Source organism: Dietzia sp. WMMA184, from assembly GCF_002441635.1.
In the GTDB taxonomy this organism is placed as follows: Bacteria; Actinomycetota; Actinomycetes; order Mycobacteriales; family Mycobacteriaceae; genus Dietzia; species Dietzia kunjamensis.
Genome location: NZ_NXEI01000001.1, coordinates 814,646 through 830,741, shown reverse-complemented (window position 1 = coordinate 830,741; position 16,096 = coordinate 814,646). Strand labels below are relative to the sequence as shown.

19 protein-coding genes are annotated in these 16,096 nt (G+C 70.6%); 17 read left to right on the top strand and 2 right to left on the bottom strand.

What is annotated here, in order from left to right; translation table 11 throughout:
• Positions 1-41: 41 nt before the first annotated feature.
• Positions 42-626: a helix-turn-helix domain-containing protein gene (locus CK206_RS03870; protein ID WP_067713933.1), complete on the bottom strand. Its 585-nt coding sequence runs from the start codon at positions 624-626 to the stop codon at positions 42-44.
• A gap of 109 nt (positions 627-735) precedes the next feature.
• Between CK206_RS03870 and CK206_RS03865 the strand changes: the two genes are divergently transcribed.
• The 3 genes from CK206_RS03865 to CK206_RS03855 are packed head-to-tail and all read left to right on the top strand — an operon-like array spanning position 736 to position 4,032.
• Positions 736-1,689: an NAD(P)/FAD-dependent oxidoreductase gene (locus CK206_RS03865; protein WP_096905597.1), complete on the top strand. Its 954-nt coding sequence runs from the start codon at positions 736-738 to the stop codon at positions 1,687-1,689.
• On the top strand, positions 1,673-2,362 hold the full coding sequence (locus CK206_RS03860; RefSeq protein ID WP_096905596.1) for a bifunctional 2-polyprenyl-6-hydroxyphenol methylase/3-demethylubiquinol 3-O-methyltransferase UbiG: 690 nt from the start codon (positions 1,673-1,675) through the stop codon (positions 2,360-2,362). The genes CK206_RS03865 and CK206_RS03860 overlap by 17 nt, the downstream gene beginning before the upstream one ends.
• Before the next feature lie 59 nt (positions 2,363-2,421).
• Positions 2,422-4,032, top strand: a complete 1,611-nt coding sequence (locus CK206_RS03855) for an NERD domain-containing protein (RefSeq protein ID WP_096905595.1) — start codon at positions 2,422-2,424, stop codon at positions 4,030-4,032.
• A 74-nt stretch (positions 4,033-4,106) separates the two neighbouring features.
• Here the strand turns inward: CK206_RS03855 and CK206_RS03850 are convergent, their stop codons facing one another.
• Positions 4,107-4,565, bottom strand: coding sequence for an Hsp20/alpha crystallin family protein (locus tag CK206_RS03850; RefSeq protein WP_067713942.1), 459 nt, complete (start codon positions 4,563-4,565; stop codon positions 4,107-4,109).
• 312 nt (positions 4,566-4,877) lie between these two features.
• On the opposite strand from CK206_RS03850, the gene CK206_RS03845 reads away from it, so the two are divergent.
• From CK206_RS03845 to CK206_RS03780, 14 genes are all read left to right on the top strand, one after another.
• Positions 4,878-5,213 (top strand): hypothetical protein, encoded by a 336-nt coding sequence (locus tag CK206_RS03845; protein ID WP_143337689.1) that lies wholly within the window; start codon positions 4,878-4,880, stop codon positions 5,211-5,213.
• A 325-nt stretch (positions 5,214-5,538) separates the two neighbouring features.
• Positions 5,539-6,879 (top strand): histidinol dehydrogenase, encoded by a 1,341-nt coding sequence (gene hisD / locus CK206_RS03840; protein ID WP_096905593.1) that lies wholly within the window; start codon positions 5,539-5,541, stop codon positions 6,877-6,879.
• Complete coding sequence (locus tag CK206_RS03835) at positions 6,876-8,015, top strand: histidinol-phosphate transaminase (protein ID WP_096905592.1); 1,140 nt, start codon at positions 6,876-6,878, stop codon at positions 8,013-8,015. Before hisD ends, CK206_RS03835 begins: the two co-directional genes overlap by 4 nt.
• Positions 8,012-8,635: an imidazoleglycerol-phosphate dehydratase HisB gene (gene hisB, locus CK206_RS03830; protein ID WP_096905591.1), complete on the top strand. Its 624-nt coding sequence runs from the start codon at positions 8,012-8,014 to the stop codon at positions 8,633-8,635. Before CK206_RS03835 ends, hisB begins: the two co-directional genes overlap by 4 nt.
• Before the next feature lie 7 nt (positions 8,636-8,642).
• Positions 8,643-9,890, top strand: a complete 1,248-nt coding sequence (locus CK206_RS03825; RefSeq protein ID WP_096905590.1) for an MFS transporter — start codon at positions 8,643-8,645, stop codon at positions 9,888-9,890.
• A complete protein-coding gene (gene hisH, locus CK206_RS03820) occupies positions 9,887-10,552 on the top strand; it encodes an imidazole glycerol phosphate synthase subunit HisH (RefSeq protein WP_096905589.1) in 666 nt (221 codons plus the stop codon). The genes CK206_RS03825 and hisH overlap by 4 nt, the downstream gene beginning before the upstream one ends.
• 22 nt (positions 10,553-10,574) lie before the next feature.
• Entirely contained in the window at positions 10,575-10,826 is a 252-nt protein-coding gene (locus CK206_RS03815) for a hypothetical protein (protein WP_067713966.1), read from the top strand.
• A complete protein-coding gene (gene priA, locus CK206_RS03810; RefSeq protein ID WP_067713969.1) occupies positions 10,826-11,581 on the top strand; it encodes a bifunctional 1-(5-phosphoribosyl)-5-((5-phosphoribosylamino)methylideneamino)imidazole-4-carboxamide isomerase/phosphoribosylanthranilate isomerase PriA in 756 nt (251 codons plus the stop codon). Before CK206_RS03815 ends, priA begins: the two co-directional genes overlap by 1 nt.
• A 65-nt stretch (positions 11,582-11,646) precedes the next feature.
• A complete protein-coding gene (locus CK206_RS03805) occupies positions 11,647-12,561 on the top strand; it encodes an inositol monophosphatase family protein (protein ID WP_096905588.1) in 915 nt (304 codons plus the stop codon).
• Positions 12,562-12,568: 7 nt separating this feature from the next.
• Entirely contained in the window at positions 12,569-13,342 is a 774-nt protein-coding gene (hisF, locus tag CK206_RS03800) for an imidazole glycerol phosphate synthase subunit HisF (RefSeq protein WP_096905587.1), read from the top strand.
• A complete protein-coding gene (gene hisI / locus CK206_RS03795; RefSeq protein ID WP_067713976.1) occupies positions 13,339-13,692 on the top strand; it encodes a phosphoribosyl-AMP cyclohydrolase in 354 nt (117 codons plus the stop codon). The genes hisF and hisI overlap by 4 nt, the downstream gene beginning before the upstream one ends.
• A 5-nt stretch (positions 13,693-13,697) precedes the next feature.
• Positions 13,698-13,877, top strand: a complete 180-nt coding sequence (locus CK206_RS03790) for a tautomerase family protein (protein WP_067713978.1) — start codon at positions 13,698-13,700, stop codon at positions 13,875-13,877.
• Entirely contained in the window at positions 13,874-15,415 is a 1,542-nt protein-coding gene (locus CK206_RS03785) for an anthranilate synthase component I (protein WP_096905586.1), read from the top strand. The genes CK206_RS03790 and CK206_RS03785 overlap by 4 nt, the downstream gene beginning before the upstream one ends.
• Positions 15,412-16,059, top strand: a complete 648-nt coding sequence (locus tag CK206_RS03780) for a TIGR02234 family membrane protein (protein WP_067713985.1) — start codon at positions 15,412-15,414, stop codon at positions 16,057-16,059. Before CK206_RS03785 ends, CK206_RS03780 begins: the two co-directional genes overlap by 4 nt.
• The last annotated feature ends 37 nt before the right edge of the window (positions 16,060-16,096 follow it).

Genomic DNA, 16,096 nt, shown 5'->3' with positions numbered 1-16,096 from the left:
GCCCTCGTGCCCGACACGATGCTGACATCGTGTCGCGAAGATCACCGGGCCGGTGCCGCCCGGATGTGCGCCCGCTCGCCCTGCCGACCCACCAGGCTGAGGAACTCCACCGGGCCGGCGCTCGTGGCGCCAAACCAGTGCGGGGTGCGGGTGTCGAACTCGGCCGCCTCGCCCGGCGTGAGGACGAGATCGTGCTCGCCGAGGACCAGTCGGAGCCTGCCGTCCAGGACGAACACCCAGTCGTAGCCCTCGTGGACGTGGAGGTGGGGCTCGTCGTCGTCACTCCCGGTGGGGAGCACGAACTTGAACGCCTGGATCCCGCCCGGTCGGCGCGACAACGGGATCACGGTCGCGCCGTGGTCGGTGGCGATCGGCTGCAGCGTCACCCGCGGGTCACCGGTCGGCGGGGCGTCGACGAGCTGATCCAGGGTGACGCCGTGCGCCCGCGCCAGCGGCAGCAGCAGTTCGAGGGTGGGTCGGCGCTGCCCGGACTCGAGTCGCGACAGCGTGCTGGTGGAGATCCCGGTGGACTCCGCCAGGGCGGTCAGTGTGAGGTCGCGGCGTTGCCGGAGGGCCCTCAGCCGCGAACCCACGGCGTCGAGGGTGCGGGCGGTCGGATCGGTCATGCGCCGAGTTTGCCAGACTGGCAAGGTTAGTTGCGACATCCGGGTGAAGGGACCATCGTCGAGGGGGACGAGGCCCGGAACCGGTGGCCCGGAGAGCGGAGGTCGACAGATGGACTCGGACGATCGGGAACTGCGGGATGTGGTGGTGGTCGGTGGCGGGGCGGCCGGCCTGAGCGCCGCGCTGACGTCGGCCCGCGCCCGCCGTCGGGTGACGGTGGTGGACGCCGGCGAGCCGCGCAACGCTCCCGCCGAGGGGGTCCACGGGCTGCTCGCCCTGGACGGCGTGAGCCCGTCGGACCTGCTCGCGCGAGGCCGCGCGGAGGTCAGGGGGTACGACGGCGAGGTCATCGACGGCGAGGTCGTGGACACACTCACGGCCGGGCACGGCTTCGACGTCATCCTGCGCGACGGTTCGGTGCTGCCCACCCGCACACTGCTCATCGCGACCGGGGTGAGCGATGAACTCCCCGACATCCCCGGGGTCCGCGAGCAGTGGGGGCGCGGCGTCCTGCACTGCCCGTATTGCCACGGTTGGGAGGTGCGCGACCAGCGGATCGGCATCCTGGGGATCCACCCGATGTCCGCGCACCAGGCCATGCTGTTCCACCAGTGGAGCCGGGACATCACGTTCTTCAGCGGCGGTCGCCCGATCGACGAGCAGGATCGGGTCGCCCTGGCCGCCCCGGGCATCCCGATCGAGGAGCGGGGGATCTCGGGCGTGGTGGCCGACGGTGGGCGGGTGGTCGGCGTGGAGGTCGACGACGACGAAGTGATCGATCTGGACGCCGTGGTGGTGGCCACCCGGTTGACGGTCGGGGTCGAGCCGTACGCGGCCATCGGTCTGGAGGCGGTCGATCACCCGGTCGGCACGGTCATCCCGACCGACGAGATGGGCGCCACCCCGGTGCCGGGGGTGTGGGCCGCGGGCAACTGCGCCGATCTCATGGCGCAGGTCGGAGCCGCCGCCGCCCATGGGGCCCGCGCCGCGCAGCAGATCAACGCCTCGCTGATCATGGCCGACCTCGAGAAGGCGATCGAGGTGCGCGATGGCACACGAGTTTGACCGCGCCTACTGGGACGACATCTGGGCGGGTGCCGGCGGCAGCGTCGGAGACGACGACGGTGACCGCCCGGCCGCGATGGCCGCGAACCCCCCGAACCCATACCTGATCCGGGAGGCCTCCCGTCTTGTCCCCGGGACCGCGCTCGAGGCGGGCTGCGGCGCCGGGACCGAAGCGCTCTGGCTGGCCTCGCAGGGCTGGCAGGTCACCGGGGCGGACATCGCCGCGGAGGCGTTGACGATCGCCGCCCGGCGCTCGGCGGAGCTCGGACTGTCCGGCCGGGTGTCGTGGGTCGAGGCAGACCTCGCCGTCTGGGAGCCTCCGGCGCGGTACGACCTGGTCACCACCCATTATGCCCACCCGGCGATTCCGCAGCTGGACTTCTACGAGCGGCTCGCCGGCTGGGTCGCCCCTCGCGGCACGCTGCTCATCGTCGGGCACCTGAACGACGCCGGGCATGGGCGGCACGGCGGGCACGTGACCCACGCCGGGCACGATCGCGGCGCCCATCCGCCGGCAGAGGCCGGTGTCACCGCGGCGTCCGTCACCGCGCGGCTCGAGGCCGACCGGTGGGAGATCGTCGCGGCCGAGGAAACCTCGCGCGAGATGCCGGGCCACGGCGGCGCGCCCGTGACGGTCCACGACGTCGTCGTCACAGCCACCAGGAGGCCCTGAGGCGGTGGGTCGCGGCGTGTGGCCGACCCGCGCGACGGTGGCGAAGGTAGTTCTTATACATGGCCCGTGTCATCCCCGCTCACCCCGTCTACGGACATCCCACCGAGGAGAAGGTGGTCGACCTCCTCCGCGACCAGCTCTCCGACGACAGCCTGATCGTCGTGGGTCAGCGGGTGTCCACATACGAGAAGGATCACGAGGTCGACATCCTCGTGGCGATGCCCGGCGCGGGGATCGTGGCGATCGAGGTCAAGGCCGGGCAGATCGCGATCGAGGACGGCCGGTGGGTTCAGGGCAGCGGCACCAAGAAGGTCACCATCGACCCGGTCGCCCAGTGCCGCGACGCCCTCTACGCGTTGCGCGGGTACGTCAGTGAGGATCCGCGGTGGCCGGATCAGCTCCAGCGCTGGACCCACATGCTGGTGTTCCCGAACGCCTCGATCCCCGCGGACTTCGCGATGCCGGAGATCCCGCGAGACCGGATCGTGGACCGCGATCAGCTCGACGACCTCGCGATGATCGCCTTCCGGTTGGCCCGGGACTCGGGCGCGGCTGACCGTCCGTTCCTGTCCGCGGACACCGTCGACCGGCTGTCCGAGATCCTCGGAGGTCGGGGGCTACCCCAGCGCGACGTGGTGGCCCGCGCGGCCGAGAACGCCGACATCGCCGACGCGCTCACCCGTGAACAGTCGGTGCTCCTGCGGGCGGTCGACGCCCTGCCGCGGGTGGAGATCCGGGGCGGCGCCGGTAGCGGTAAGACCTATCTGGCCCTGGAACAGGCACGACGGTTGTCAAGGGACGGGCAGCGGGTCGCACTGATCTGCTACTCGCACGGGCTGGCCAGCTACCTCAAGCGGGTCACCAGCGGATGGAAGCGCCGGGAGAGGCCCGCGTACGTCGGTGAGTTCCACGCCCTGGGCGTCGACTGGGGCGCGCCGGTGGGGCCGGATGAGCGAATTCGGTCCACCGAGACGGTGCGGTGGTGGGAGGAGGATCTGCCCCGGTTGATGTCCGACCTCGCGGACGAACTGCCCGACGGCAAGCGATTCGACGCCGTGATCGTCGACGAGGCCCAGGACTTCGCCGACAGTTGGTGGCAGCCGGTCGTCGGAGCGCTGCGTGACAGGGAGAACGGTCGGCTCATGATCGTCGGCGACGCGGGCCAGAGTGTGTTCGAGCGTGCCGGCCGTCCGCCCGTGGACCTCGTGCCGCTCGTGCTGGACCACAACCTGCGCAATACGCGGCAGATCGCCAGCGCGTTCATGCCGCTGGTGGGTCAGCGCATGGAGTTGCGCGGCGGCACAGGTCCCGCCGTCCGGTACGTGGAGGTGCCGGAGGGCGCCGATCCCGTCGCGGTGGGTGACGACGAGGCGATGCGGCTGCTCGACGAGGGGTGGGAGCCCCGCGATGTGGCGCTGTTGACCATCGGCTCGCGTCACCCCATGCAGGTCGAGCTCCAGGAGGACGGCAACGACGCCTACTGGGAGACGTTCTGGGACGGCGAGGACATCTTCTACGGTCACGTCCTCGGCTTCAAGGGTCTCGAACGACGTGCCGTGGTCCTGGTGTGCAACAGCTACGCGGGCATCGACCGCCTCCGCGAGCGCATCTACGTGGGACTGTCACGGGCGACGGACGTACTCGTGGTGGTGGGGGAGATCGACACCTGAGCTCTCGCGGACGACACCGGCCGCCCCGGCCTCGAGGGGAGGCCGGGGCGGCCGGGGCGCGACGGAGTGGTGGATCAGCTCCCGAGGTCGGTCTCGCCCTCGACGAGCTCGGCTTGCTCGGCCCTCTGGTTGCCGTGCGAGACGGCGATCTTGCGCGGCTGGGCCTCTTCGGCCACCGGGATCACCAGGCGCAGGACGCCGTCGGTGTAGTCGGCCTCGATCTTGTCGGTCGCCAGGCCCTTGCCCATGGCGAGCTGCCGGGCGAAGGTCCCCGACTGCCGCTCGTGCATGAGCCACTGCGCGTCACCCTCGGCAGGCGCCCGCCGCTCGGCGCGGACAGTGAGGGTGCGGTCCTCCACGTCGATGTCGATGGTGGAGGGGTCGACCCCTGGCATATCGATGAGCCCGACGAAGCGATCGCCCTCCTTGTAGAGGTCCATCGGCAGGGAAGTCGAGGCGGTGGCGCTGCGGAGCCCCTCGCCCAGGAGGCGATCGAGCTCACGGAACGGATCGAAACGGGTGCTGGTGGCCATGATGGTCTCCTTCTGGGCTGATCGGTGTGCGCCCGGTATCTCCGGGGTCGCACACGGTTCAACCCTCGAGCGGAGTTGAGTATTCCCGACTCAGGTCGACATTTTTCGGTTGAGTCCGCTCCGCTCAGCCCGGAGGCCGACGTGGTTCACGGGAAGGCCGGCTTCGGTGGAACCGGAGGGTACCTCGCGCCGTCACCCCGAGTAGGAGAGGCTCGGGCGCCCACCGAGAACGGGCGTCCACAGTGTGCGGACATCGGGGCGGGTGCCTCGGCTATGGCCTGGTGGAGAGCCCTCGCGTTCGAAGGTCAGACGATGCGGGGGTCCGATTCCCCTGAGGTGTTCGTCCTCCTGACCTTCAGCGTGATGTTCTTCGTCGCGGCCGATCTGACGGGGGCAATTCTTCTCTGGCATCTGAAGTGGAGTGAACGAACCATCATGAGGACTCGTGCCGCGGTGGCGGGACTGATCATCGTGTACGGCGCGACGTCCACCACGACGCTCGCACTCATCGCGGCGTCCGAGTGGGCGCTGGGAGCGATCCTGCCGGGGGCGTTCACCGCCTACATTCTGTATTTCACTGTCCGCGAGTGGCGCGGGAACCGCGTCCGTCGGGACCGGCGGGACAGTCCCCACCCCGTGGAGTCGTGAAACGTTGTCGCACGGCTGGTCGTTCTTCGCCGTGGCTCTCCCTTACTCCCGGACGAGGTTCCCGGGGAAAGCGCTCGTCCCGGCGGGTTTCGACGCTGACGAAGCCCGGGATCGGCGACTCCACGCCGGACCCGCCCCAGGGCGCGGGTGCGCGCGCCGGATCCCCGGGATCCACCCGCGCAGGTGGCCCGGATCGCGGTGCTCGCGGCCGCTACTAGACTGGTGAAAGGTCGTCGCGTGCGGCGTCCGCAGTACCGCGTTCTCCGGAACGCGGTGCTCGCGGGCCCGTTCGTGCCGTCCCGGCACCCCACTGAAAGGCCACACTATGCTCTCCCGCATCGACCTGCGCGGTCGCTCACTCGGCACGGCCGAGTTGCGGCGCACACTCCCGCGCGGCGCCGCCGACGTCGACTCGGTCGTCGACACCGTCCGCCCGGTGGTCGAGGCGATCCGCGAGCACGGGGCCCCGGCCGCACTCGAGTACGGCGAGAAGTTCGATTCGGTCCGTCCGGCGTCGGTGCGGGTCCCGGCCGAGGTCATCGCCCGGGCGGTCGACGAGTTGGACCCTGACGTCCGAGCCGCGCTGTCCGAGGCGATCCGTCGTGCCCGCATCGTCCACTCAGCGCAGCGCCGCGGTGACACCGTCACCGAGGTCGCCCCCGGGGGGTTCGTCACCGAGCGGTGGGTACCGGTCGAACGCGTGGGCCTCTACGTTCCCGGCGGCAAAGCCGTTTACCCCTCCAGCGTCATCATGAACGTCGTACCGGCGCAGGTCGCCGGGGTCGGGTCGCTGGCAGTGGCCTCTCCGCCCCAGGCGGATTCCGGTGGCTGGCCGCACCCGACCATTCTCGCCGCGTGCTCACTGCTCGGGGTCGAGGAGGTCTGGGCGGTGGGCGGCGCCCAGGCCGTGGCGTTGCTCGCGTACGGCGGTCAGGACACGGATGACTCCGTTCTCGAGCCCGTCGACATGGTCACCGGGCCCGGCAACGTGTACGTCACCGCCGCCAAGCGCCTGTGCCGCAGCGTCGTGGGCATCGACTCCGAGGCGGGCCCCACCGAGATCGCCATCCTCGCGGATGACACCGCCGACCCGGTCCACGTCGCGTACGACCTCATCAGCCAGGCGGAGCACGACCCGAACGCCGCGAGCGTCCTGGTCACCCACTCCGAGACGTTGGCGGACGCCGTGGACCGCGAGATCGAGTCGCGCTACGAGGTGACCCTCAACTCGGACCGGGTGCGCGAGGCGCTCGAGGGTCCGCAGTCGGGCATCGTCCTGGTGGACGATATCGAGGCCGGTCTGCGGGTGGTCGACGCCTACGCAGCCGAGCACCTCGAGGTCCAGACCCGCAATTCCGCAGCCGACGCCGCCCGCGTGCGCAATGCCGGCGCGATCTTCGTGGGCGCCTACTCGCCCGTCCCGCTCGGGGACTACGCGGCGGGGTCCAACCACGTCCTGCCCACGTCCGGTACGGCGCGACACTCGTCGGGGTTGAGCGTGCAGACCTTCCTCCGGGGGATCCATGTCGTCGACTACGACCAGGCCGCCCTCAAGGAGATCGCGCCGACCGTGGTCGCACTCGCGGACGCCGAGCGGCTGCCCGCGCACGGTGAGGCCGTACGGGCCCGATTTGAGGACCTCGGCGCGGGAGAGGACGGACGATGACCGATTCCCCACGTCCCGGAGTCGGGCTCGGCGCCCTCCCGCTGCGAGAGAATCTCCGCGGACAGAGCGCCTACGGGGCCCCGCAGCTCGAGGTCCCCGTACAGCTCAACACCAACGAGAACCCACACCCGCCCAGCGCGGAACTGGTCGCCGACATCGCCGGCGCCGTCGCCGCAGCCGCCGAAGACCTCAACCGCTATCCCGACCGCGACGCCGTCGCACTGCGCACCGACCTGGCCTCGTACCTGACCCGCCAGACCGGCGTCGATCTGGACGTGGACATGGTCTGGGCCGCCAACGGTTCCAACGAGATCCTGCAGCAGCTGCTGCAGGCGTTCGGCGGGCCCGGGCGCAGCGCCATGGGCTTCGTCCCCAGTTACTCGATGCACCCGATCCTCGCGGCCGGAACCGATACCGAGTGGATCCCGGTGGATCGCGGGTCCGACCTGTCCATCGATATCGCCGCTGCGGTGGCGGCGATCGAGGAGCACCGGCCGGACGTGGTGTTCGTCACCACGCCCAACAACCCCACGGGGCACGTGGTCGACCTCGACGACCTGCGACGCCTGCTCGACATGGCCCCCGGCATCGTGGTGGTGGACGAGGCGTACGCGGAGTTCTCGCCGTCCCCGAGCGCCTGCACCCTGCTCGCCGACTATCCGACCAAGCTCGTCGTGTCGCGGACCATGAGCAAGGCGTTCGCCTTCGCGGGTGGCAGGCTCGGCTACTTCGCGGCCGACCCGTCCTTCGTCGAGGCCGTACTGCTCGTACGGTTGCCCTACCACCTGTCGATGATCGCGCAGGCCGCTGCCCGTGCGGCGCTTCGTCACGCCGACGAGACGTTGGCCTCCGTCGCGCTGCTCGCCGGGGAACGCAAGCGCGTCACCGCCGGGCTGGAGGAGCAGGGCTTCGAGGTGCTTCCCAGCGAGGCCAACTTCGTGCTCTACGGGCCGTTCGTGGACGCGACGCGCGCGTGGCGGCGTTATCTGGACGCTGGCGTGCTGATCCGCGACGTGGGCATCCCGGGTCGACTTCGTGCGACCATCGGGCTCGAGCACGAGAATGATCGGCTGCTGCGGGTGAGCGCCGAATTGGCGGTCGACGAGATCGAGACCCGAACCGAGGAGAAGCGATGAGTGAACAGACCGCGCGGCGGGGTCGTGTCGAGAGGTCGACCAGGGAGTCGTCGATCGTCGTGGAGATCGACCTCGACGGGACGGGCCGGTCCGACATCTCGACCGGGGTGCCGTTCTTCGACCACATGCTGACGGCCTTCGGCCAGCACGGCGCCTTCGATCTCACCGTGCGCGCGACCGGTGACAGCGAGATCGAAGCGCACCACACGGTGGAGGACACCGCGATCGTCCTGGGACAGGCGCTCGCGCAGGCCCTCGGCGACAAGCGCGGCATCCGCCGCTTCGGTCAGTGTTCCCTGCCCATGGACGAGACGCTCGCCGAGGCGATCGTCGACGTCTCCGGACGGCCCTACTTCGTCCACACCGGTGAGCCCGAGATGATGGTCGGCTACGTCGTGATCGGTCACGACAGCGCGCCCTACGGAACGGTGCTCAACCGGCACGTGTTCGAGACCCTCGCCTACAACGCCCGGATCGCGTTGCACGTCCGCGTGCACTACGGCCGCGATCCGCACCACATCACCGAGGCCGAGTACAAGGCGGTCGCGCGTGCTCTGCGCGCAGCCGTCGAGCCGGACCCGCGGATCACCGGCATCCCCTCGACCAAGGGCGCGCTGTGATGCCGGCGTGACCCCGCGCGTCCACACCCCGGGGGCGTTCTCGAAGCTGGCGCGTACCCCCGGGGTCCCGGCCGCGTTCGTCCTGGTCCTGCTCGCCTTCGGGGGGTTCTCCCTGCTGCTGCCCGTGGTGCCGCTCGCCGTGGTCCGTGGCGGCGGGAGTGAGTTCGTCGCGGGCGCCACCACCGGTGTGTTCATGACCGTGACCGTCCTGTTCCAGCTCGCCACCCCGAGAGTCACGGCCGCGATCGGCTATCGCTGGGTACTGGGGATCGGCAGCGCGCTGCTCGGTCTCCCCTCGGGGCTGCTCGCCCTGTTCGACGGCCCGTTCGCGGTATTGGCGATCAGTGGAGTGCGAGGCGCAGGCTTCGGCATGATGACCGTCGCCGGCTCGGCTCTGGTGGCAGAACTCGCGCCACCCGGCATGCTCGGTCGGGCGACGTCACTGATCGGCCTCGCCGTCGGCATCTCCGAAGCCATCTTCCTGCCGGTCGGCCTGTGGCTGCTCGACCTCTTCGGCCTGCCCACGGTGGCCTGGGCGGCCACCGGGTTCGGCGTCGTGGGCCTGGTCGCCGCCGCCCGCCTGCCTCACGTGTTCCCGAGCCCCCCGGGGGAGTCGGACCAGTCGGCGCTCGGCGCCAGGAAGGTCGTTCTCCTCCTGGCCGGGCCGTTCCTGGTCATGGTGGCGGTGACCCTGCCCTACGGAGCAGCGGCATCGTTCCTGTCACCCGCGTTGGATTCCATAGTCTCCGGAAGCGGCGCGGTCGTCGCCGGCGTGGGACTCGGACTATTGGGCGCCGGTGTCATCGTCGGCCGCACCGTCGCCGGGCTCATCTCGGACCGACGTGGACCCGGGGCACTGGTCTGGCCGGGTCTCGGGGTGGCGGCACTCGGAATGCTCGGCATCGCGGGGTTGTTGACCATGGAGGTGAACCCCTGGTGGTTCCTCGTCCCGACCGTCGTCTTCGGTCTCGGGTTCGGAGCCGTTCAGAACGAAGCCCTGGTCGCATCGTTCGAACGGATGCCGCGCTCGCGTCTGGGGACGGCGTCCGCGTCGTGGAACATCTCCTTCGACGCCGGTACCGGTCTCGGATCCGTCGTCATGGGCGGGTTCGCCGGCTTCGGCTACGTCGTGCTGTTCACCGTGGCGGCCGGGGTCGTCCTCGCGGTGGGCGGCCCGGCGGCGGTGGGCGCCCGACGCACCAGGCCCACGCGCGATCTGACCCTGACCGACACCGGCGATAAGGTGAACCAATGACGACTTCCGCCACACGGGTAGCACTCCTGGACTACGGCTCGGGAAACCTGCGGTCCGCGCACCGTGCGCTCGAGCGGGTCGGCGCCGAGGTCGAGCTCACCTCGGATCCCCGCGTCGCCACCGAGGCGGAGGCGTTGGTCGTGCCGGGGGTCGGCGCGTTCGCCGCCTGCATGAAGGGCCTCGAAGCGGTCAAGGGCCCCCGGATCATCGGTGAGCGTCTCGCCGGCAGTCGGCCCGTCCTGGGTATCTGCGTCGGCATGCAGGTCATGTTCGAGCGAGGCACCGAGTTCTCGGACGGGGAGCACGAGGACTCCCCGGGGGTCCCCGGGTGCGGTGAGTGGCCCGGCGTGGTGGAGAAGCTGCACGCACCCGTGCTGCCGCACATGGGCTGGAACACCGTCGAGGCGCCGGCGAACAGCGTCCTGTTCGCCGGCATGCCCGCCGACGAGCGGTTCTACTTCGTCCACTCCTACGGCGTGCAGCGCTGGGAGATGGAGCCGTCGGATCACCTCCGAGCCCCCGACGTCACCTGGGCCGAGCACGGCACCAGGTTCATCGCGGCTGTGGAGAACGGGCCGCTGTCGGCCACTCAGTTCCACCCCGAGAAATCGGGCGACGCGGGACTGCAGCTCCTCGAGAACTGGATCCGTTCTGTCCGATAGGGGTGAAGGGGACCGGGCCCCGGTGTCCTTCGCCGTGCTCGCGCTGGGCGTGGCCGGGGCGGGAGTCCTCGGCCTCGCGCTGACCGCGATCGCGGTGGCCGTGCTCCCCGTGCCGCCGGTCGGCAAGGCCGTCGTCGCACTGGTCGGGCTGATCCTCGCGGTCGCGGCGATGGGTCTGGTGTCCAACCGCATCACCGATCGCGCGATCCGCGCCGAGTACGGCGAGGAGCCCGGCGGGCAGGCGGAGCGCCCCGGTGACGACGGACTAGGCTGATGGCCGTGACCAACGCCAATTATCTCGAACTCCTGCCCGCCGTCGACGTCGCAGACGGTCAGGCCGTCCGTCTCGTACAGGGGGAGGCCGGGACCGAGACCTCGTACGGGGCGCCGCTCGACGCGGCGCTGCAGTGGCAGCGTGACGGTGCGGAATGGGTTCACCTCGTGGACCTCGATGCCGCGTTCGGCCGGGGCTCGAATCGCGATCTCCTCGCCGAGGTCGTGGGGGCGCTCGACGTCAAGGTCGAGATGTCCGGTGGCATCCGCGATGACGATTCGCTCGAGGCCGCCCTGGCCACCGGCTGTGCGCGCGTGAACCTCGGTACGGCCGCGTTGGAGAACCCGGAGTGGTGTGCCTCGGCCATCGCCCGGCACGGCGATCGGATCGCGGTGGGACTCGACGTGCGAGTGGTCGACGGCGAGCCCAGGCTGCGTGGTCGCGGATGGGTCTCCGACGGCGGCAACCTCTGGGAGGTTCTCGAGCGTCTGGACACGGACGGCTGCGCCCGGTACATCGTCACCGACGTGTCCAAGGACGGCATGCTGAACGGGCCCAACCTCGAGATGCTCTCGCAGGTGTGCGCGGCCACCGATGCCCCTGTCGTGGCGTCGGGCGGTGTCTCCTCGGTCGCGGACCTCGAGGCCATCGCCACGCTGGTTCCGCAGGGTGTGGAGGGCGCGATCGTCGGCAAGGCGCTCTACGCGGGCCGGTTCACCCTTCCCGAGGCGCTCGCCGCCGTCAGCCGACGCTGACCACGCGGCCTCGTGACCGCCAGGTAGCTTCCCGACCCCGCATGACCTCGAGCAGGAGGCCCGAGATGGACGATCAGACCGGAAATGCCCTGCCGACGGACCTCCCCGTCGACCCGGCCGAGGCGCTCGCACTGGCGACGCGCGTGCTCGACGAGGTGACTCCTCGCTTCGTCGAGGGGGTCGGCGCGAAGGGCATCCAGAACAAGGGATCGCGCAACGACTTCGCGACCGAACTGGACCTCGAGTTGGAACGCCGTATCTCGGAGGCCCTGAGGGAGGGGACAGGGCTCGAGGTGCACGGTGAGGAGTACGGCGGTCCGCCCGTCAACGAGGGCACCCTCTGGGTGGTGGACCCCGTCGACGGCACGGCCAACTACTCGTTGGGCATCCCGACCGCCGGCATCCTGGTCTCGTTGGTCCACGAGCGTCAGCCGGTGCTGGGGCTGACCTGGTTGCCCCTGCTAGGGATAACGTTCACCTCGATCGCGGGGGGACCGCTCAAGGAGAACGGCGCGGAGGTCTCGCAGATCTCCGACGTCTCCATCCGCGACGTCGCACTGGGGCTGGGTTCCCTCAACACCGGTGCCCGCACGACCTACCCTCCGGCGTATCGCCGCGAGGTCTTCGAGCAGCTCACGCTCGACGCGGCCCGGACCCGCAAGTTCGGCTCCACCGGGGTGGACCTGTCTTTCGTCGCGTCGGGGCGACTGTCGGCGGCGGTCAGCTTCGGCAACTTCGCGTGGGACAACGCGGCCGGCGCCTCCCATGTCCGCGCAGCGGGTGGTGTGGTCACCGACCTCACGGGGGAGCCCTGGTCCACCGACTCCCAGTCCATCCTCGCCGCGGGCCCGCGAGCCCACGCGGAGGTCCTCGACACGATCCGTCAACTCGGCGAGCCGAGCAACTTCTTCGAGGCCGGGCGACGGCGCGCCACTCCGGAACCCGAGAGCCCCCGTCCGTGGCTACAGAGCGGGCGGTGACCGGATCATGACACTCGCCACCAGGGTCATCCCGTGCCTCGACGTGGACGCCGGGCGCGTGGTCAAGGGCGTCAACTTCCTCGACCTCCGCGACGCGGGTGATCCCGTGGAGTTGGCCGCCGCCTATGACGAGCAGGGCGCCGACGAGCTGACCTTCCTCGACGTGACCGCGTCGTCGTCGGGTCGCGGGACCATGATCGACGTGGTCAAGCGCACCGCCGAGCAGATCTTCATCCCCCTCACCGTGGGAGGAGGCGTGCGTACCGAGGAGGACGTCAACCAGTTGCTGCGGGCCGGCGCGGACAAGGTGAGCGTCAACACCGCCGCCATCGCCCGCCCCGAGCTGCTCGGCGAGCTCAGTCGACGATTCGGCTCGCAGTGCATCGTCCTGTCCGTGGACGCGCGGACCGTACCCGAGGGGTCCGAGCAGACCCCGTCGGGATGGGAGGTCACCACGCACGGTGGTCGCCGCGGTACCGGCATCGACGCCGTCGAGTGGGCGCGGCGCGGGCAGGAGCTCGGCGTGGGCGAGATCCTGCTCAACTCGATGGACGCCGACGGCACCAAGGCGGGTTTCGACCTGGCGATGGTGAAGGCGGTCCGCGAGGCGGTGTCGATACCCGTCATCGCCTCGGGCGGTGCCGGTGCGGTCGAGCACTTCGCTCCGGCGGTCCACGCCGGGGCCGACGCCGTCCTCGCGGCCAGTGTCTTCCACTTCGGGGAGATGACCATTGGCGACGTGAAGGACGCGCTCGCGGCAGAGGGGATCACGGTCCGATGAGCGCCCACGTCCTGGATCGGTCGATCGCCGAGAGGCTGTCGCGCAACGCCGACGGCCTCGTCGCCGCGGTCGTGCAGGACGCGACGTCGGGCAGGGTGCTCATGATGGCGTGGATGGATGACGCCGCGCTGGCGGAGACGCTGGCGACCCGGCGGGGTGTGTACTACTCCCGCTCGCGTGGGCAACGGTGGGTCAAGGGGGATACCTCCGGCCACGTGCAACACGTGCGTCGCGTGGAGATCGACTGCGACGGAGACACCGTCCTGCTCCATGTCGACCAGACCGGCGCGGCCTGCCACCGGGGCACCACCAGCTGTTTCGACACCGCAACCCTGCTCGGAGAGGACTGAACGGCGTGCCCTTCATCCAGATCAACCAACTCGACGGGATGGCCGCGGCGGACAAGGCCCGCGTCATCGAGGCGGTCACGGCCGCGTACGCCGAGGCCTCGGGCAAGGACCCGGCGAAGGTGTGGGTCCACGTCCACGACATGCCGCACGATTCCTTCGGGATCGCCGGCAAGGCCTTCGGATGAGCACCGAGACGACCACGTTCGAACAGTTCCGCGCGCTCGCCGCGGGCCACCGGGTCGTGCCGGTGGTGCGCACGGTGTTGGCGGATTCCGAGACCCCGTTGTCCGCGTACGTCAAGCTCGCCGGCGACCGACCGGGGACGTTCCTGCTGGAGTCGGCGGAGCACGGGCGCTCGTGGTCGCGGTGGTCGTTCATCGGCTGTGGGGCGGCCGCCGCGTTGACCGTCGACGGCTCGGGCGAGGCGACGTGGTGGGGCAACGTGCCCGCGGGCGCGCCCACCGGCGGTGACCCGCTGGACGCGCTCCGGAGGACACTCGACCTGTTGCGCACCGATCAGATCCCGGGACTTCCCCCGTTGACGTCGGGGATGGTCGGTTACCTCGGGTACGACATCGTGCGCCGGCTCGAGCGGATCCGGCCCGACACCGTCGACGACCTGCAGTTGCCGGAGATGGTCCAGTTGCTGGCCACGGATCTGGCGGCGTTCGATCACCACGAGGGTCGCATCCATCTCATCGCCAACGCGGTCAACTGGGACGGCAGCGACGAGCGGGTCGAGCAGGCCTACGCGGACGCGGTGGCCCGGGTCGACTCGATGACGGCGCGGCTAGCCGACCCGGGGACGGGCGGCGTGAGCGTGTTCGACACTCCCGCCCCCGATGTGCGTCGCTGCACCGACGAGTCGACGTACCACGCGCGGGTCGCCGACATCATCGAGCAGATCTACTCGGGCGAGGCCTTCCAGGTGGTGCTCAGTCAGCGGTTCGAGGTCGACACCGCCGCCTCGCCGCGCGACGTCTACCGGATTCTGCGCACCACCAACCCGAGCCCCTACATGTTCCTCATGACGATCCCGGACGGTAGCGGGGAGGACGGGTTCGGCGATACCGCCTTCACCATCGTGGGATCGAGCCCGGAGGCGTTGGTGACCGTCCAGGACGGGGCGGCGACGACCCATCCGATCGCGGGGACCAGACCGAGGGGCGACGACGAGGAGCACGACGTCCTGCTCGCCAAGGACCTGGTGGATGACGCCAAGGAGAACGCCGAACACCTGATGTTGGTCGATCTCGGTCGCAACGACCTCGGCCGGGTCTGCGTGCCGGGCACGGTGGAGGTGACCGAGTTCCGCCAGGTCGAGCGCTACAGCCATGTGATGCACCTCGTGTCCACGGTGACCGGGCGCCTGGCCGACGGGCAGACGGGCATCGACGCCGTGACCGCCTGTTTCCCGGCCGGCACGCTGTCCGGTTCGCCCAAGCCCCGCGCACTGCAGATCATCGAGGACCTCGAGGACACGCGACGCGGTGTGTACGGGGGCGTGGTCGGCTACGTCGATTTCGCCGGCAACACCGATCAGGCCATCGCGATCCGGTCGGCCGTGATCAAGGACGGCACGGCCTACGTCCAGGCGGGTGCCGGCATCGTCGCCGATTCGGTTGCCGCCTCGGAGGATGCGGAGTGCCGCAACAAGGCGATGGCGGTCCTGCGGGCCGTCGCAGCCGCGGAGACACTGCGCGACGCCGGGGAGGGCCGGTGACCCACCGCGCCCGTCTGCTGGTCCCCGTCGTGCTGTTGGTGGTGGGGGCGGCGCTGCTGTGGGTCGCCTCGCGGATGGTGTGGCTCGACGTGGTGGCCTTCAACGACCAGTCGGGAGAGGGCCGACGGGCCCTGACCGGAGCGGACTGGCAACCCGCCCTCGTCCCGCTCGCACTGGGCGCGCTGGCGGCGATCGCCGCTGTGGCCCTGGTCCGAGGTACTGCCGCGCGAGCGGTGGGCGCCGTCATCGCGCTGCTCGGCGTGGCCGCCGGGGGCCTCATGGCGATGTCGGTGGGGGAGGTCGACGCCGACCGGGTCCACTCGGTGATCACGAGTGACGAGGGCCTGGCCCGGACCGATGCCGGGCCGGGTTCCGAGGGCGCGGAGGCGATCCCGCAGTGGTCGGAGATCACCGAGTTGTCGACCCGGCCCGCGGGACCCGTGATCACCGGCGCGGGCGCCGTCGCCCTGTTGGCGGCGGGGATCGTCGTCCTGGCCAGTCCGGCCCGCCCGGTGCGCCGTGACGACCGGTACGTGACCCCGGCGGCCCGGCGGGAGGGTGCGGCGACCGGACCGGACACGGAGGACGACGCCGGGCGGGATCTGTGGCAGGAGTTGGACGACGGACGGGATCCGACCGGCTGACCGGGTCAGGGTGGTCCCGATTCGGGAACCCCGGCCG

Bases quoted from the DNA above. Each gene is read 5' to 3' on its own strand.
- CK206_RS03870 (WP_067713933.1), bottom strand. From the start codon at position 626: ATGACCGATCCGACCGCCCGCACCCTCGACGCCGTGGGTTCGCGGCTG.
- CK206_RS03865 (WP_096905597.1), top strand. From the start codon at position 736: ATGGACTCGGACGATCGGGAACTGCGGGATGTGGTGGTGGTCGGTGGC.
- CK206_RS03860 (WP_096905596.1), top strand. From the start codon at position 1,673: ATGGCACACGAGTTTGACCGCGCCTACTGGGACGACATCTGGGCGGGT.
- CK206_RS03855 (WP_096905595.1), top strand. From the start codon at position 2,422: ATGGCCCGTGTCATCCCCGCTCACCCCGTCTACGGACATCCCACCGAG.
- CK206_RS03850 (WP_067713942.1), bottom strand. From the start codon at position 4,565: ATGGCCACCAGCACCCGTTTCGATCCGTTCCGTGAGCTCGATCGCCTC.
- CK206_RS03845 (WP_143337689.1), top strand. From the start codon at position 4,878: ATGCGGGGGTCCGATTCCCCTGAGGTGTTCGTCCTCCTGACCTTCAGC.
- hisD (WP_096905593.1), top strand. From the start codon at position 5,539: ATGCTCTCCCGCATCGACCTGCGCGGTCGCTCACTCGGCACGGCCGAG.
- CK206_RS03835 (WP_096905592.1), top strand. From the start codon at position 6,876: ATGACCGATTCCCCACGTCCCGGAGTCGGGCTCGGCGCCCTCCCGCTG.
- hisB (WP_096905591.1), top strand. From the start codon at position 8,012: ATGAGTGAACAGACCGCGCGGCGGGGTCGTGTCGAGAGGTCGACCAGG.
- hisH (WP_096905589.1), top strand. From the start codon at position 9,887: ATGACGACTTCCGCCACACGGGTAGCACTCCTGGACTACGGCTCGGGA.
- priA (WP_067713969.1), top strand. From the start codon at position 10,826: ATGGCCGTGACCAACGCCAATTATCTCGAACTCCTGCCCGCCGTCGAC.
- CK206_RS03805 (WP_096905588.1), top strand. From the start codon at position 11,647: ATGGACGATCAGACCGGAAATGCCCTGCCGACGGACCTCCCCGTCGAC.
- hisF (WP_096905587.1), top strand. From the start codon at position 12,569: ATGACACTCGCCACCAGGGTCATCCCGTGCCTCGACGTGGACGCCGGG.
- hisI (WP_067713976.1), top strand. From the start codon at position 13,339: ATGAGCGCCCACGTCCTGGATCGGTCGATCGCCGAGAGGCTGTCGCGC.
- CK206_RS03785 (WP_096905586.1), top strand. From the start codon at position 13,874: ATGAGCACCGAGACGACCACGTTCGAACAGTTCCGCGCGCTCGCCGCG.